This window comes from Microcystis sp. M049S2, assembly GCF_020245625.1.
Taxonomy (GTDB): domain Bacteria; phylum Cyanobacteriota; class Cyanobacteriia; order Cyanobacteriales; family Microcystaceae; genus Microcystis; species Microcystis ichthyoblabe_A.
On the sequence record NZ_JADBUN010000067.1, the window covers coordinates 1 to 15,493 of the forward strand.

The following is a 15,493-nucleotide window of genomic DNA, read 5'->3' on the forward strand; positions in this document are numbered from 1 at the left end:
AAGATAATCATCCCATTCATACGAGCAAGCAAGTCAGAGAATATTGGGATAAGTGGCAGCAGCAAGGATTATTTTTCTTTCAACTGCCCAAATATTCCTCTGAAATGAATCTTATTGAAATTGAATGGCATCAATTGAAAATTCATGAACTGGCAGGTCAAATTTTTCCCGATGAGTACGATTTAGCGATCGCTGTTAAACAATGGATCGAAGCTCGCGCTCAAAAAGGAGGATACGAAACTCACTGTTTTAAGTTTAATTCTGCCTAGCTACTTAACTGAAAAATATAGGGACATTAAAATCATTTTTATTTGGGTAAGTTTCTTGTCTAGAAAGAATTATAGTCTTGAGATAATATTAGGTAGAAGTCCACTGATTACTGATTACTGAAATGCTGAAGATAAATTTTTTCGTTGTGTTTGATCGATTGAAAAAAATCGACAATGGCACGGGGATAATTAACCCCTAAAATCACCCCATAACGCTTTTGTTCCTCTGGAGATAATTTATAAGGTTCGTGAACTTTATCGCCTTTTATTCGGGCTAATTCGGGCAACCAGTGACGTAAATAATCACCTTTGGGATCATAATCTTTCGACTGTTTTGGGATATTAAAATAACGAAATCCTCGTGCATCATTGCCGACACCAGCAGTATAATTCCAATTACCCCAATTACTACAGACATCGTAATCAACTAATAATGACTCGAACCATTCTGCTCCCATACACCAATCAATACCGAGATTTTTGGTCAGAAAACTAGCGACATTTTGCCGGCCACGATTTGACATAAATCCTGTCGAGGCTAATTCTCTCATATTAGCATCTACAAGGGGATAACCGGTTTTTCCCTCACACCAAAGATTAAATCTTTCCCAATCTTCTAACCAAGGTAAATTAAGTTCTTGCAAACCAGATTTATAGAAAATTTTATTCCCGTGTTTACTGCAAATAAATCGGAAAAAATCTCGCCACAATAATTCAAAAATTAGCCAATAGGTAGAGTCATTTTTTACTCTTGTTTGCTCATATTTTTGTACTTCCTCATAGATATAACGGGGGGAAAGACAGCCAAAACTTAACCAAGCTGAGAACTTTGAGGAATAATTAGTCCCTAACATTTCATTGCGGGTTTCCTTATAGGTTTTTAAGGAATCACTATCCCAAATATATTCTTTAACCCGTGATTTTCCCGCCATTTCACCCCCTTGAAACGACAAAACACCTCCCCGGTCTAGAATTGATTCTGTTAAGCCTAAATCGTTTAAACTGGGAAGGTTTCCCCAATCTATTTTAGGTAATTTTGTCAACTTTTTCGGATTGGGATAAGTTCTTCTTATTTCCCAATGACGTTCTACTTGTTTACGAAAATTAGTAAATAATTCCGGCAGTTGATTAATGGTAAAAGGTAAATCATCAGGATGATATAAAGTGGCTGTCCAAAAAGTTTTTATCTGCACAGGAACCCTGGATAAAGCCTTATTTACAGCTTTTTCTACCGCTAATTCCTCTGCTGTCACCTCTTGATGATAATAAACCTTGGCTATCTGCAATTCTTGAACTAATTGCGGGATAATTTCTTCTGGTTTTCCCCGTCGGATAATTAAATTACTGCCTAAACCTTCCAGAGATTGTTGTAAATTTGCTACGCTTTCTAATAAAAATTTAGCCCGGAACTTACCAGTTTTAGGAAACCCGTAGGAAGTAAAACCAAATTGACGCTCATCAAAACAATAGAAGGGAATTATCTCTAATTGTTCTTGAATAGCTCGATAAATTGCCTCATGATCGTGAACTCGCAGATCATTGCGATACCAGATTAAAACCCGCATTTAACATCAATTAAAAGTTGATAACCGATCAATAAGTAGTTAGGTGTTAAAAACCATCAGACACCCCCCTTATTAAGGAGGGATTAAGGGGGGATCGAAACCCCCCTTATTAAGGGGGGATATATCTTTATTGTAATTATCTCTTCCCGTAGTAATGGCCATAGTAACGATAATTGTGGTCTTTCCGACTAACATTATTAGCCACTAAACCTAACACAGAAATGTGAGATAATCTCAGATCTTCGAGCAGATTTTTAAGCACAAAGCGATCGGTTTTGCCCAGTTTGGTGACGAGAATCAGTCCGGTGGCCATGGCGGCGAGAATTTTCGCATCGGCAAAAGCGGCGAGAGGTGGTAGATCATAGATAATTAGATCGAAGGCTTGCTCTTGCTGTAATTGCGAGATCATCTCCTGCATTCTCTGGGAAGAAAGCAAGCGGGTTGGATCCGGGGGAATTGGACCGGCGGTAAGAATCGATAAATTCTCGTAGCGGGGTAGAGGTTGAATCGCTTCGTTCCAATCGAGACCCTCAGCGATGACATTACTAAGGCCGTGGTCGTTATCGAGATTAAGTCGCAGGTGAACCTGGGGTCGTCGCAGGTCGGCATCCACCAGTAAAACTCTTTGTCCCATACCAGCGGCGGCCTTAGCGATATTCATTGATATGGTGGTTTTACCATCTCCCGGTGATACAGAACTAATCACGAGGGACTTGCGGGGGGAATCGGAACCGAGGAGGCGAATATTGGTGTTGAGGGTGCGGAAAGCTTCCGAGAAGGGGGAGAAATTATAGTAGGAGGGGTTTTCGTCGGCCGATTTCCCAGTAGTATTAGGGATAGTAATTTTGCGATCGCCGACTGTTAACTGAGGTAGGGCCGCGGTGATCACTTTTTCGATCATACCGAGGTCTTTTTGCCAGGGAATTGCGCCCAAAAGGGGTAGTTTGGTATCTTCTTTTATTTCATCTGCACTGTGGTGAACGGGGTCTAATCTTTCAGCTAAAAAGGCTGCCCCCAGTCCTAATAAAAGGCCACCGATAACCCCTAAAGCCAGATTTCGCGCGGGTTTAGGGGAAACGAAGTTTTCTCTTACTTCTGGTGGGGAAATTAGTTGCCAAGGCACCACTTGTTGTGCCACCTGTAACTGTAATTTTTGCTGTTGCTCCAGAAAACGGTTAAGGCTGGTGGTGGCGATTTCCAATTCTCGTTGCAAATCCGTATAGCGACGGGCTAAAACCGCCAGATTTTTGACCGAGGCTTTCTGTTGTTCGAGGGCCTGGGCAAGGGATTCTACCTTAATTTCTAGGGTTTGGCGACTGTTAGCGGCTTCCACCAATTGCTGGGTTAATTCTACCCGCAGAGCACTCCGTGATACCAAAGCCGGGGAATTACCCACTGTCTGGGGCAGTTTTTCCCCTAGGGTTCTCTGTGCCTCGTTTTGCAGTAGGGGCAGTAAATTAGCGCGTTTTTCCTCTAGGGTGGCGATTATCGGGCTATCTTTGGCAAAAACTGCCGATTGTTTGGCCAATTCCACTTCTACTTCCTGCAGCTGCTTGAGCAAATCTTGATAACCGGGAGATTCACTGAGATAAGTAGCGATAATTGCTTGATCGGGGGCCAATCCCACCTGTTGCTGTAAAGCCTGATAGCGAGAGTTAATTTCGTTAAGGGCAACTTGGGCTGCCCGATAATCTTGTTCAGTATTGGTTAACTGTTGTGATAAACGAGTCGCCTCTTTATCGGGATCGAGGAAATTGTATTGCTGCCGAAATTGCTGCATTTGTTTTTGTAGAGAATTAACTCGTTCCTGCAGCACGGGCAATTGAGCGTTAACAAAATCTAAGCCTTGATTAATTTCGGTCTTTCGTTCCTGAGAACTATAGTTGAGGTAATGACGGGCTAAATTGTCTAAAACCAACTTAATTTTTTCCGGTTCCTCATTTTGATAGGAAATTGCTAAAACTTTCGTCTCTTTTAACTGACTAATTTCGAGATTAGATTTGCCAGTTTTACTAATTAAATCACTGTAGGTAAAATCGGGATACTTAGGAGTTATTTTACTAAGGATGGGGTTAAGGAGTTGAGGACTGGTTAAAACAGCGATTTGGGTATCATAATCGATGTTCTCTCCACCTAACTGAGGCAGGATATCTTGGGCTGCCAGTCTGGAAGAACTTTTATTTTCCTCGATGGGTTGACCGATGAGCAGCAGGAATTTACCTTGATAGATAGGGGTTTTTAAGAAAGTATAAACAGCGATCGCACTCGTCAACCCTAGGGTGATGCCAGCGATTAACCACCAGCGATGCTTGATGACGGAAAGCAATTGACGCAGATTGAGTTCCTCTTCTTCCTGCGTCGGGGAGGGGATAAAAGCCGGTTGAGCAAAGACTGGCAGATTTTCTTGGCTTTGGGTTTTCAAGGCCCCGTTTTGTTGGTTGTTCATCATTAATCAAATATTCAAGGGATAACTCTATTAAAAGATTTTGCGGTAGCAATCTGGCTCGATCAATCACCGCTTAATCATAACACCGTGCTACGATGATAACTCTAGTTTTTCCAGAACTGCTAATTTTTGTCCAGCCTCGTCTTATGGTCAAGCTTGCTGATAATCCTACCCACCGTTCAGAAAATTGATTATTAAAAAAGGGGAAAAGTCAGCCATGACAGGAAGCTCGGCTGGACACCTCAGATGGACAAATGAGATGCTAGATGAATTAGCAGACTCGGTTTCAGGATTGAGGGGATCGGTTTCGGAATTGAGAGAATCGGTTTCAGAAGTTAGAGATTCAGTGGATGGAGTACGGCTGACAGCACAAGCTTTACTCGAGATTGCAGCACAGCAACAGCGTAATATGGATGAAATGAGACAAAGACAGCAAGAGTCAGACAAGCGTTTTGAGGTTTTGCTGTCAGAAGTTCGCTATTTGATTCGGCAAATTAAACCAGAAAATCAATCATAAGCTTGAGGGAAATGGCGGAGATCGAGTCTATAATTACGATTACCTACAATTTAAGCAGCTATTGAAACTGAGAAGGGAGAAAAACAAGCCATGACAAAACGGGATGGGGAACGGACGAGATGGACAGATGAGATGCTAGATGAATTAGCAGACTCAGTTTCGGAATTGCGAGAATCGGTATCGGAAGTCAGAGACTCAGTTTCGGAATTGCGAGAATCGGTATCGGAAGTCAGAGAATCAGTAGATGGGGTAAGAATAACTGCACAAGCACTGTTACAAATAGCTGCTCAACAACAGCGAGAAAATGAAGCTCGGCAAGCAGAAATTGCCGAAATCAGGCAAAGACAGGAAGAGTCAGACAAGCGTTTTGAGGTTTTGCTGTCAGAAGTTCGCTATTTGATTCGGCAAATTAAACCAGAAAATCAATCATAAGCTTGAGGAAACTGGTGGCGGTCGCGTCTCGACAATTTAACCTAACCTTTTGTGGAACTAATTGACAAAATAATTAATTGACTATCATGGAACAAAAATTATTGTTGGCTAAATTGTTAAAAGGTTTCTCGAGTAGGATGTTTCGGCTATCGAAGAGAATCGAATATTTTGGATGTGAATCAAGTATATTCAGATATATAGATTGTTTTGAGACCATAGATGTATTGCTGAAATTTATTCAACCAAAGTGTCTCTGTGATATAGGGGCAAATGCTGGTAACTGGACTTATGTTTTGAGTCAAATGAGTCCCACTTTGGAACACGTGGTTTTTTTTGAACCCCAATCTCAGTATCAAGAAAAATTGCAATCTTTATCTTTACCCGGAGTTAGCAAAGTTATTTACCATTGTGGATTAGGTGAAAAGGAAGATAAGTTATTAATTAAAGGAGGAACTTCTTCAGCATCTTTTCTTGATTCTGAAGAACAAAATAAATATTTTCCCAATAGTATTTCACAAAACCAGCAGGATATGGAGGAGGTAGAAATTAGAACTTTAGATGCAATATATGCCAATGATAATCTACCAATCCCTGATGTAATTAAACTAGATGTTCAAGGTTTTGAGCTTGAGGTTTTAAAGGGCAGTATGAATTTACTAAAAAAATCCAAATACTTAGTGATTGAATTATCATTTCGTCAGTTTTATCGAGAGCAACCCTATTTATGGGAAATCATCAAACTACTAGAAGAGAATAAATATATTATGGTTGGCAAAGGATTTGAATGGCGATACCATGAAAATCCTTCAGAAATACTGCAAATGGATGCTATATTTAAGAACACTGATGTTATGTAATTAGAGCGGGATCAAAAAGGAGCCTATTTAGTTGAGCAATCTACTTGCCAAAGCTGTTAATAATTCTAAGTGGACTGCTATCGGTTCTCTAATGACAGCCATCTTAGGATTTCTGTTTGCCGGGTTAACGATTCGCTGGTTGGGAGAAGCGGAGGCTGGATTTGCCATTGCCATTGCGACTATTGTTGGCATTAACAACACCTTTAGCGGTTTGGGACTGGGTACTGCTGCAACCCGGTTGATTAGTCGCGCTCATGAAGAAAAGAATTATCAAGAAATTCAGAAAATAGCTGGTGTCTGTTTTGCGACTTCTCTAGCTTTTGGATTGTTTGGGTTTTGTATTTTTGCTTTCGGTTCTGCTTGGATTGTTCAGTGGAGTAAATACGAAGGAAATGCTTCTATAGGACGTTGGTACTGTATATTATTAGGATTAGCATTTTTGTTACAACAAATCACTGGTTATTTTAATATATTTCTGAGTTCTCTTCAAAGATTTGACTGGCAGACTAAAATTAATACTACTTTTATGTTAGCCAATGGTATTTTGGGAATCACTTTTTTGAAAGCCTTTCCCAATATTTTAACCTTGGGAATAATTAGTTTAACTCTATCTTTACTAAATTGTTTATGTACGGGGTTTATAGTCACTAAAATCCTGGGATTTTTGACACTTCCTTCCTGGGATCAAGCGATGTTTATCGAGCTTTGGTCTTTTGGGAAATGGGTTTACATGACTCAGATAAAAGTTATATTTTTTGATGGTGTTGATAAAATATTTTTAACTTCTGTATTTGGCAGTTCTTCTTTACCTTTTTACACCTTTGCTCAAAGAATTTATATAACAGTTCACCAAATGTTAGTTGGACAGTCTTCTTATCTATTTCCCATGCTCTCGGCTCAAGGAGATAAATTAGAAGTGGTAGCAGAACAAATCGAAGACCGCTTGCGCTGGTTTATTGGGTTAATTGCAGGTTTTGTCTATTCAGGATTGATTATTGCTGGTCCAGCTTTATTGACTATCATGGTCAGTGCGGAATTTTCTAGCAAAGCTAGTTTTCAGTTGTTTATTTTCTGTTGGGTAGGCTATATTCATGGCAATGCGATCGTACCATTTTTTTTCGGACTAAGTAAAGGAGATGCAAGAGGTAACTGGATTTTTCACATGATTATCGGGCTTGGTTATCTACCATTTTTTGTTACATTTGCTTTAATGTTTGGTTTTCAATATGCGGTGCTGGGACAGCTAATGACGTTTGTTGGAACAATTTATTTGTCTCGCCGTCTTCAGCCTAAGATGGACTGGATGACTTTTTATCGTTGGTTAATTAAACCTCTATACTCGTCTTTGTTATTGATGGTTGTAGCTTGTTGTTTTCATGCTATACTTATTTATATAAAAGCAAATACTGGAATACAAATCGCTACAATGATTATTTTTTATATAGTGGCAATTTTCTCAATTCCTCGTATTGAAGCCTCTTATTTTGGCGGTATATATCGCCTCAAAACTCTAGTCAAAGCTGTGTCATTAGTTTTTGCAAAATTGAGCATTCCAGAAAAATTAGTTTTTCGTTTGATGGGTATTAAATCATTATAATTTTTTTGTATATAAGGAGTACATAATTGTGAAAAGCTTAAAAATTTTTTCAAGAAGGTTAACAAGAGCAATAGCCCGACAATTGCAATTAGAGCAAAACCTTTTTCGGCAAAATCAGCTTAAATTAGAAGCAGCAAAAGCCAAAGGTCAAGAGTTGGTAGATATAATGCCAGGAATCAATCTGCCAATGGTAATCCACCCAGATATGTACTTTACAATTGGCTATACTAAATATATATTTGAACCTGAATCACTTGATTTCATCCGCGATCATCTCAAGCCTGGACAAACTTTTCTGGATATTGGTGCTAACGTTGGCTACTTCTCGCTGTTTTGCTCTAAAATAGTAACTCCAAGCGGTCGTGTTATAGCTTTTGAACCGGGAGAATTTGCCTTCAATCTACTGAAAAAAAATAAGGAGTTGAACAAATTTAATAACCTGGAAATACATCAGTCTGGTTTTGGAGAAAAAGATGAGATTGTAGAATTCAATTCAGGCGCACCAGGCATGGAAGTTTATAACTCATTGGGCAAGATTATTCATCCTTCAGCAGCTCCCGATAAATTTAAGACAATACCAGTTCAACTTTTTCAGGGTTCTACCTGGTTACAAAAGAATAATGTACAGCATATAGATTTAATGAAACTTGATGTTGAAGGCGGAGAATACCTTGTACTCAAGGGAATGCTGGAAATGTTTCAATCCCAAAAAATCTCTCGACTTTTAATAGAAATTACCGATGAAATGTCAAAAGCCTTTGGTTATCACCCTTCAGACATTATCTTAATGCTTAGGGATTGTGGCTATAATTGGTTTAAACTGGGTTCCTACGGCCGGCTTGAGCCATTGCTTGAAAATGACATAAGTAAGGTTAGTATAGGCAATCATATGTTCGTGGCCGTATCACAGAAATCTAAGAACCAGAGTTAAAAGCTTTGAAAACCATCGCCCTAGTTGATACCTTGTGGGGTGGCCACCACCCTACCTACCTGAAGTTTTTCGCCAAGACGCTACTAGACCTGGGAAATGAAGTAATCTCTCTGTGTCCCGAACCGGAAGAGATGAACCTGTGGATTGCCAGCCACTGTCCAGAGTTGGCAAGTAACTTTCACTCCTTTGAGTTGCATGAACCCTCGCCAAGTCAGTTTTCTGGTCGCCGGTTGCAGGCGAGAGCAATGGCTGTAGCCCGCTGGCAACGAGTCGCTCAGAGTATCCAAGAAATTTCCTCAAAGCTAGGCAAAACCCCCGATATCACCTTTTTCGCCTGGCTTGATACATACTTAGGATTAATTCCCGCTATCACCGACACCATCTTTCCCTATCCTTGGTCAGGGCTTTATTTTCAACCTGGCTACCTACGGATACCACCAAAACTTGAGTGGATGCGCCACGGCATCTTAAATCCCTTATCAGTGCTAAAATCTTCCCACTGTCCAGTAGTTGCCGTGCTAGACGAAGGTATTGCTGACAAGTTACAGCAGAAGCTTAATAAACCTGTGGTCATTTTTCCTGATTTTACCGATGAATCGCCACCCGATATGAGCTTTGAGATTACCCAAAAAATTCGTGCTAAAGCTGCTGGCAGGAAGATCATTGGTTTGTTGGGATCTCTAGATAAGCGGAAAGGAACACTTACACTTCTGGAAGTTTCTCAACAAGTGAGCAATCGCTGGTTTTTTGTCTTTGCAGGTAGGCTGGCTGAACCAGCATTTACAGCCGTAGAACTGGCGAAAATTGAGGAGATTGTCAAAGTAAACCCAGACAACTGTTTCTTCCATTTAACTCGGATTCCTACTGAGGCACAATTCAATGCCATTATTCAGGTATGCGATGTCCTTTATGCTGCCTATGAAAATTTCTTTCCCAGCGTCAACGTATTGATTAAAGCAGCAATCTTCGAGAAACCTGTAATCGCCAGCAAAAACTACTGTATGGGCGAACGGGTTCAGAAGTTTAATCTTGGCTATGGGATTGAAGGAGGAAGTGTGTCTCAGTGTGTTAGCATCTTAGAAAGATTGCATGAGGAACTCTCCACCGGCAATCTTTCTATCCAGCCAGATTTTGAAGGGTATAGACACCTGCATTCAATCGATCAATTGATCTCTGCTTTTCAGAAAATTTTAGAGTTTGTGTAAAATCTGTATTTTATTAGTAATGAGCATCTTTCAACCGCTGCCAACTCTCACTATTTCCAAGAAAAAAAAATACCTTCAAGCTTACTTTATCAAGCTTGCCGCAACCTCGATTCTTTATGTCAGTCTATTTTTGCTGACTTTTTCTGATTTTTTGAATGCCCAATTTGACATGGAACAACGCAGCGCAGTCAAGGTAGGTGTAGCATCAGGTACAAGCCTTGCTTTTGTTATTCTTGTTTGCTCCGCCTTCCTTATTGATAGAGAATTTCGTCGCTTGTTATTGGGCAAAACAGGAATTTTCTATGGGGCTGTTGTTATCTTTTATACCTGGATGGGCTGGCAACTTTTTGGCAATAGTATTAATTGGATAATGACGGATTTATCTGTTTGTTTATGGCTGATAGGTGGCTTGGCAATGTTTCGCATTATCGCTAATTCCTATCGCCCCAAAATACAACTTACTTCACTCGTCTCTGTTTTAACTGTATTTATTTACTATTCTATTTCACTGCAAGCTGAGAGAATGAACGCTCTTGATAGTGCAGGACTGCAAGTAAGAATCATAGATTGGAATACATGGGCATATTCCTCTTTACTCCTACCACTGACTGGAATTGCTCTTGGTGTATTATGTCGGCAGGGCTGGTTTTGGACAATCTCAATATTGGGATTAGTTGCGATTCACCTTTATTCTTTGGGATTTCTTGGAGCAACGAGATCTGTTACCTTATCTGTACTAACTGTAGTAATTTTCGCTGCTTTTGGTTTATCTTATCGCATATCTAATGGAGCCCTAACTACTAAATCATCTCTAAAACAGCCAAAGCGGTTGATTTATCTATTATTCTTGATCGGTATCTTTCTGGTAGTCGCCGTATTTTTTATTAATTTTGAGCAGTTATTCGCGGATCTATTCCAGAATAGTTTAATCTTTGAAAGGCTTTTCAATCCTGACCACTCTACTGCACAATCTTCCGAATTGCGAATTGAGGAGGCCATCGGAGGGCTTCAAGTTTTGCAAGATGAAATTGAATTTTTATTTGGTAAGGGTTTAGGCGCAACGTTTTTCTCAGTATTGGGCTATGAAATTAACGCTTTCCATATAGGTGTTTTGACTTTTTTGCTTAAGGGCGGATTGATTATGTTCGGTTTTGTTGTTTTTATTTTATATGTAAAACTTCCCCTATTATTTATAAAATCCATTGTGAAACCGCACCGATTAGATTATCTCAAACGAACTGCTTTGCTCACCGTCCTACCAGGGGTATTTGGGTGGGCTGTATTGCTGTTGCTTGCGGGTGGTTACAGTCAATTTAATTCTTTGGGAATTGGTTTTGCTTTTGGTGCTTACTCACATATTAGAAAGCATGGTCTGGGCATTTTCTTTGAGTAATTAATAAATAGACACAAAGCAATCTTTAAGCTTTTTGTCCTGTACTGAAGCTGAAAAATTGTATAGGAGCCACAATTAACTGAGAAGCGATTTTTCTTGCAATTTACTCTGACAAATAAAATGTCAATAACAGCTAATCTTGAGTCTTAATTAAAGGAAATGTTTGAAGAAATTTTTCAACAATTAGGATCGATAAAAGCCGCGTCAATCACCTTACTTTATCAACAGGTTGCCTTGAATAAGGGGCTACCTTTTTCTGTTAACATTCCCAACAAAACAACCGAGGAAACCTTTAAAAAGACCGACCGAGAAGAAGAGATGGTAAGTTGTCAAAGTGCAGAAGATATGTTTGATAAACTTGGCATCTATATCTGGCACTGAGAGCCGCAATCGCCTTCGATATAATAGAATTAAAGAGGTGGCCTGCGATCTAAAAATCATGACACAAGAAGAAATTAAGGCGATTATCCGCCAAGAAATCGCCGAAATTCTCCAAGATAGGGAAATACGGGACGATTACCACAGTAGTGTTGGTGCTTTGGCATCGATAGGGGGACTGCACTCGGAGGAATCTTTCCGCGATGCTCTGAAAGCAATTTTAGAAGAGTCTTTCGGAGTGCAGGTGATTAATATTACTGAATATGATGACGAAGGCGAAGTCTTTGGCAGACCAGACCAAATAGAATTGGATTTGTTAATCAAAAATGGACTGTTGATAATTGGCGAAATCCAATCCTCTATAAGTAAAAGTACAATTTTATCAGCAGCGACACCAACAAAAATCCAACTGCAAGATAGTTATTTCACTGACGGTAGATTTCCAAGCGCAGCAAATAGCTAAAAATTTAGGAATAGAAGTTGATAGTTCTGCAAGAGATGTAGAAGTCAGTTAATAAAAGAAAGGTTAAGGAAGATAAATAGTACAAGGAAATTATCAGGTGATCGCCAATTGACAAAACGCACAATATTTGTTAATATTAGGCTTGTCGAAGTTATATCATTAATAAAACTGCGAGAAATGTCCACTATTTTATATGATTCTGATTTTGACCTGTGGATTGAGCAGACAATCCAACAATTAAAAGATCGTCAATTTGAACGACTAGACGTTGAACACTTAATTGAGGAATTACAAGACTTGGGCAAGTCAGAAAAAAGAGCCTTAGAAAGTAACCTAATGGTTTTGTTGGCTCATTTACTCAAGCTCAAGATACAAGGCGATGCGCCTGAGACTATGACAGGCAGTTGGTATGATTCAATCAACGAACACCGGCAGCGAGTTCAAAAAAGCTTACGAGATACTCCATCTCTCAATCCCTATCTGTCAACAGCAGTTTCCTCAGTCTATCCAGACGCTCGCCAGCTGGCAATTAGAGATGGAAAAAAAGCTAAATTTGGCGTTCGCATACCATTAGAAAATGAGTATCCAATCACCTGTCCTTTTTCAATTGAGCAGCTCTTGGATGATGATTTCTACTTAAATGAGTCTTAGCCTAGAATTGTGATGTAACATATAGTAATCCCTAAACCCTTGACAACGGGTAGCTGAACAAGGGGCTTAAGCCCCCTGCCTGTTCACGAATCATTTAGAATTGCTATAGCCAGTCAATTAAAGTAACATTTGCATGAAAGAGGGCAAAAAATCTACGAAATCTAAATAACTAAACCCAAAATATAGGACATAAATATGGAAACTCTGACGCTTAGTCAACCGATGCAGTTAACTGCATTACCCACGCAAGATGAACTTCCCTGCGATGATGGAGTACCCATGGAAACTCAAAGGCATAAATGGCAGATGGATCTGTTAATAGACACTATATCACCTTGGCTAGACCAACGAGAAGATGGTTATGCCAGTGGCAATATGTTCGTCTATTTCAGTACAGCACAACTGAAAAATCAAGACTTCAAAGGACCTGATTTTTTTGCCGTCTTAGACGTACCAAAAGGGGAGCGAAAAAGTTGGGTTACTTGGGAGGAGGGAAAAGCCCCCGATGTAGTGATTGAACTACTCTCAGAAAGTACCGCCCAAATAGACAAAACCGAGAAAAAACAGATTTATCAAGATAAGTTACGAGTCCCTGAATATTTCTGGTACGATCCTTTTAATCCTGAAGATTTCGCCGAATTTGTCTTAGTTGATGGCCTATATGAACCGCGGCAACCCAACGAGAAAGGATGGCTAATCAGCGGTCGTTTGGGATTAGCTTTAGTTCGTTGGCAGGGAAAATATAGGGGGGTAACAACCGTCTGGATTCGCTGGGCGACTTTAGATGGAATGTTGTTACCAACCCCGCGAGAGTTGGCTGAGGAAGCACAACAGAAAGCTGAGGAAGCACAACAGAAAGCTGAGGAAGCACAACAGAAAGCTGAGGAAGCACAACAGAAAGCTGAGGAAGCACAACAGAAAGCTGAAGAAGCCGAAGAAAAAGCCGAGCGATTGGCGGCTAAACTCAGGGAATTGGGGATTAATCCCGAAAGTCTCTAACTTCCTCGGGGCGGATTTTGGTAAGACTCTCCTGGTGGGGTAGTTCATTTTTGAATCGGCATTTTCACCAATGGAGAACGAGGAATTGACGACTGTTCCGATTTATTGTGCATCAAGGCTTGCGGCGTTCAGGGGTCTAAAATTGACATGAATGCCATATTATCTTGCTAAACTAAACACCAAACTAGCAACATTCCCCCCATGTACCAGAGAACGCCGTCCCTTCCACCCAAAGAAATGTTACCAACCATGTACGACCTCCCCAGCGAAAACCTGGAGGAACCTGGCTTGCCTGACGAATTTCATCTCTTCCAACCCGAATTATTGCGCCAGACCTTTCGACCTTCTAACTATCCTGCCGAACAAATATTTATCGCCAGCGATCTAAATCTCTACTACGACCCTTACCATCCCCAATGGTACAAGCGGCCGGACTGGTTTGCCGCTTTGGGAGTCTCGCGGCTGTACCAAGGAGAGGAATTGCGCCTGAGTTATGTGATTTGGCAGGAAGAAATTGTTCCCTTCATCGCCATCGAATTACTCTGTCCTGGAACGGAAGCAGAAGATTTAGGGCGTACCGTGCGGGGAATCAACCAACCTCCCGCCAAGTGGGAAGTTTACGAACGAATTTTAGGCATTCCCTACTATGTGGTGTTCGATCGCTACAGCAACCAATTGCAGGCATTTACCTTAAAATCAGGAAAATATCAGCCTTTAAGACTAGAAAACCAGCAGTTGTGGCTAGAGGAAGTACAATTGGGATTGGGACTTTGGGCAGGAAATTGTCAAGGCATTGAGCGGTTGTGGCTGCGCTGGTACGGACGAGACGGCAATTGGATACTGACTCCTACCGAACAGGAAGCTCAACGCGCCGAGCAGGAAACCCAACGCGCCGAGCAGGAAGCTCAACGCGCCCAACAAGAAGCTCAACGCGCCGAGCAGCAAACCCAACGCGCCGAGCAGCAAACCCAACGCGCCGAGCAGCAAACCCAACGCGCCGAGCAGCAAACCCAACGCGCAGAAAGAGAACGGCAGCGAGTTCTAGAACTAGAAGCTTTGTTGGCTCGTTACCAGGAACAATTCGGGCAGTTAAATTGAGAAAATAATGAATGGATTTTCTAAGCCATGAAAGTATCTTACATGGCGGGATGTATTGATATGGTACTAGAAACTATTGCTGAACCTGATTTGATTGTTAAGGGATGGACTGATGAGCTAATAGCACTAAAACATTATCCGAAAACTGTTATCTCAAGAAAAGACGCAGTCGTCATCTATAAAGAACTAAAGAACGATGGATTTGTCATAACTGCTTTTTTGACATCCTCCTGCGAAAAAATTATCAAGCGAGGCATCCTATGGCAGAAGTCAATCTGTTAAAATCAATTCCTTATTTGCTAACCGCACCTTCTTCAAGAATCTGGATAGATTATGATGAAGAAGCAGATGTTTTATATATTAGCTTTCGTAACCCTCAAAGAGCCAATGATCTGACAGGGGGACAAGAAGGCTGAAATCCATATAGCATAAGCTTTTCATGGTTTTAGCTCGAAAAAGTTCGCCGCACCATCTCTCACTTATTAATAATAATTCCTAGTAAGCTCGCTCCTATCCCTAATTCTTTCGTTAGCTTTTTGCCTAGTAGTCTATCAAGTTTGAATTGAGGGATAGAGTTTTTTTAATTTAATACGAGCATCAGCAGTAGTAAATCTCCAGTCAACTGAATTTGACTTTTCATTTCGATTTTCTTCCCATGCCTTAATTTCTTGTTTTAAACTATCCATGTCTGG

17 protein-coding genes and 1 pseudogene are annotated in these 15,493 nt (G+C 40.5%); 15 read left to right on the forward strand and 3 right to left on the reverse strand.

Translation table 11 applies throughout. From position 1 onward, the window contains the following. A partial coding sequence (locus IM496_RS05740; protein ID WP_287661512.1) for a transposase occupies window positions 1-269 on the forward strand: 269 nt, incomplete at its 5' end. 107 nt (window positions 270-376) lie between these two features. Here IM496_RS05740 and IM496_RS05745 read toward each other — a convergent pair. Next, window positions 377-1,834 carry a DASH family cryptochrome gene (locus IM496_RS05745; RefSeq protein WP_194015568.1) on the reverse strand — a complete coding sequence of 486 codons (1,458 nt, stop codon included), beginning with the start codon at window positions 1,832-1,834 and terminating at the stop codon, window positions 377-379. A gap of 136 nt (window positions 1,835-1,970) precedes the next feature. Next, on the reverse strand, window positions 1,971-4,283 hold the full coding sequence (locus tag IM496_RS05750; RefSeq protein WP_194015570.1) for a GumC family protein: 2,313 nt from the start codon (window positions 4,281-4,283) through the stop codon (window positions 1,971-1,973). A 214-nt stretch (window positions 4,284-4,497) separates the two neighbouring features. Here IM496_RS05750 and IM496_RS05755 point away from each other — a divergent pair, with 214 nt between their 5' ends. The 14 genes from IM496_RS05755 to IM496_RS05820 all read left to right on the forward strand — a co-directional run bounded on the left by IM496_RS05755 (window position 4,498) and on the right by IM496_RS05820 (window position 15,217). Next, the gene (locus IM496_RS05755) at window positions 4,498-4,797 is read left to right on the forward strand and encodes a hypothetical protein (protein WP_194015572.1); all 300 of its coding nucleotides are present in this window, start codon (window positions 4,498-4,500) and stop codon (window positions 4,795-4,797) included. 90 nt (window positions 4,798-4,887) lie between these two features. Continuing rightward, window positions 4,888-5,229, forward strand: a complete 342-nt coding sequence (locus IM496_RS05760; RefSeq protein WP_194015574.1) for a coiled-coil domain-containing protein — start codon at window positions 4,888-4,890, stop codon at window positions 5,227-5,229. An 86-nt stretch (window positions 5,230-5,315) separates the two neighbouring features. Then, window positions 5,316-6,086, forward strand: a complete 771-nt coding sequence (locus tag IM496_RS05765) for an FkbM family methyltransferase (protein ID WP_228009610.1) — start codon at window positions 5,316-5,318, stop codon at window positions 6,084-6,086. 91 nt (window positions 6,087-6,177) lie between these two features. After that, window positions 6,178-7,683, forward strand: a complete 1,506-nt coding sequence (locus IM496_RS05770) for a lipopolysaccharide biosynthesis protein (RefSeq protein WP_502861592.1) — start codon at window positions 6,178-6,180, stop codon at window positions 7,681-7,683. A 28-nt stretch (window positions 7,684-7,711) separates the two neighbouring features. Continuing rightward, a complete protein-coding gene (locus IM496_RS05775; protein ID WP_287661513.1) occupies window positions 7,712-8,614 on the forward strand; it encodes an FkbM family methyltransferase in 903 nt (300 codons plus the stop codon). A 5-nt stretch (window positions 8,615-8,619) separates the two neighbouring features. Further along, window positions 8,620-9,819, forward strand: coding sequence for a glycosyltransferase family protein (locus tag IM496_RS05780; RefSeq protein ID WP_194015580.1), 1,200 nt, complete (start codon window positions 8,620-8,622; stop codon window positions 9,817-9,819). Window positions 9,820-9,838: 19 nt separating this feature from the next. Next, window positions 9,839-11,212: a hypothetical protein gene (locus tag IM496_RS05785; protein WP_194015582.1), complete on the forward strand. Its 1,374-nt coding sequence runs from the start codon at window positions 9,839-9,841 to the stop codon at window positions 11,210-11,212. A gap of 159 nt (window positions 11,213-11,371) precedes the next feature. Beyond that, window positions 11,372-11,593 carry a type II toxin-antitoxin system RelB/DinJ family antitoxin gene (locus IM496_RS05790; protein ID WP_194015584.1) on the forward strand — a complete coding sequence of 74 codons (222 nt, stop codon included), beginning with the start codon at window positions 11,372-11,374 and terminating at the stop codon, window positions 11,591-11,593. Window positions 11,594-11,651: 58 nt separating this feature from the next. Next, window positions 11,652-12,053, forward strand: a complete 402-nt coding sequence (locus IM496_RS05795) for a DUF3782 domain-containing protein (protein ID WP_228009611.1) — start codon at window positions 11,652-11,654, stop codon at window positions 12,051-12,053. Between the two features lie 177 nt (window positions 12,054-12,230). Next, window positions 12,231-12,704, forward strand: a complete 474-nt coding sequence (locus IM496_RS05800) for a DUF29 domain-containing protein (protein ID WP_061431917.1) — start codon at window positions 12,231-12,233, stop codon at window positions 12,702-12,704. 195 nt (window positions 12,705-12,899) lie between these two features. Beyond that, complete coding sequence (locus IM496_RS05805; RefSeq protein WP_194015586.1) at window positions 12,900-13,703, forward strand: Uma2 family endonuclease; 804 nt, start codon at window positions 12,900-12,902, stop codon at window positions 13,701-13,703. A gap of 201 nt (window positions 13,704-13,904) precedes the next feature. Continuing rightward, window positions 13,905-14,801, forward strand: a complete 897-nt coding sequence (locus IM496_RS05810; protein WP_287661514.1) for a Uma2 family endonuclease — start codon at window positions 13,905-13,907, stop codon at window positions 14,799-14,801. A gap of 27 nt (window positions 14,802-14,828) precedes the next feature. After that, window positions 14,829-15,083: a hypothetical protein gene (locus IM496_RS05815; protein WP_287661515.1), complete on the forward strand. Its 255-nt coding sequence runs from the start codon at window positions 14,829-14,831 to the stop codon at window positions 15,081-15,083. Further along, a complete protein-coding gene (locus tag IM496_RS05820) occupies window positions 15,062-15,217 on the forward strand; it encodes a DUF2283 domain-containing protein (RefSeq protein WP_228009612.1) in 156 nt (51 codons plus the stop codon). Before IM496_RS05815 ends, IM496_RS05820 begins: the two co-directional genes overlap by 22 nt. 135 nt (window positions 15,218-15,352) lie before the next feature. On the opposite strand, the pseudogene IM496_RS05825 reads toward IM496_RS05820, so the two are convergent. Next, window positions 15,353-15,493, reverse strand: a pseudogene (locus IM496_RS05825) (IS630 family transposase); the annotation flags it as partial.

Coding starts and splice junctions, on each gene's coding strand:
- IM496_RS05820 (WP_228009612.1), top strand. CDS start 15,062: ATGGCAGAAGTCAATCTGTTAAAATCAATTCCTTATTTGCTAACCGCA.
- IM496_RS05785 (WP_194015582.1), top strand. CDS start 9,839: ATGAGCATCTTTCAACCGCTGCCAACTCTCACTATTTCCAAGAAAAAA.
- IM496_RS05760 (WP_194015574.1), top strand. CDS start 4,888: ATGACAAAACGGGATGGGGAACGGACGAGATGGACAGATGAGATGCTA.
- IM496_RS05810 (WP_287661514.1), top strand. CDS start 13,905: ATGTACCAGAGAACGCCGTCCCTTCCACCCAAAGAAATGTTACCAACC.
- IM496_RS05805 (WP_194015586.1), top strand. CDS start 12,900: ATGGAAACTCTGACGCTTAGTCAACCGATGCAGTTAACTGCATTACCC.
- IM496_RS05770 (WP_502861592.1), top strand. CDS start 6,178: ATGACAGCCATCTTAGGATTTCTGTTTGCCGGGTTAACGATTCGCTGG.
- IM496_RS05795 (WP_228009611.1), top strand. CDS start 11,652: ATGACACAAGAAGAAATTAAGGCGATTATCCGCCAAGAAATCGCCGAA.
- IM496_RS05800 (WP_061431917.1), top strand. CDS start 12,231: ATGTCCACTATTTTATATGATTCTGATTTTGACCTGTGGATTGAGCAG.
- IM496_RS05815 (WP_287661515.1), top strand. CDS start 14,829: ATGAAAGTATCTTACATGGCGGGATGTATTGATATGGTACTAGAAACT.
- IM496_RS05790 (WP_194015584.1), top strand. CDS start 11,372: ATGTTTGAAGAAATTTTTCAACAATTAGGATCGATAAAAGCCGCGTCA.
- IM496_RS05765 (WP_228009610.1), top strand. CDS start 5,316: ATGGAACAAAAATTATTGTTGGCTAAATTGTTAAAAGGTTTCTCGAGT.
- IM496_RS05745 (WP_194015568.1), bottom strand. CDS start 1,834: ATGCGGGTTTTAATCTGGTATCGCAATGATCTGCGAGTTCACGATCAT.
- IM496_RS05750 (WP_194015570.1), bottom strand. CDS start 4,283: ATGATGAACAACCAACAAAACGGGGCCTTGAAAACCCAAAGCCAAGAA.
- IM496_RS05755 (WP_194015572.1), top strand. CDS start 4,498: ATGACAGGAAGCTCGGCTGGACACCTCAGATGGACAAATGAGATGCTA.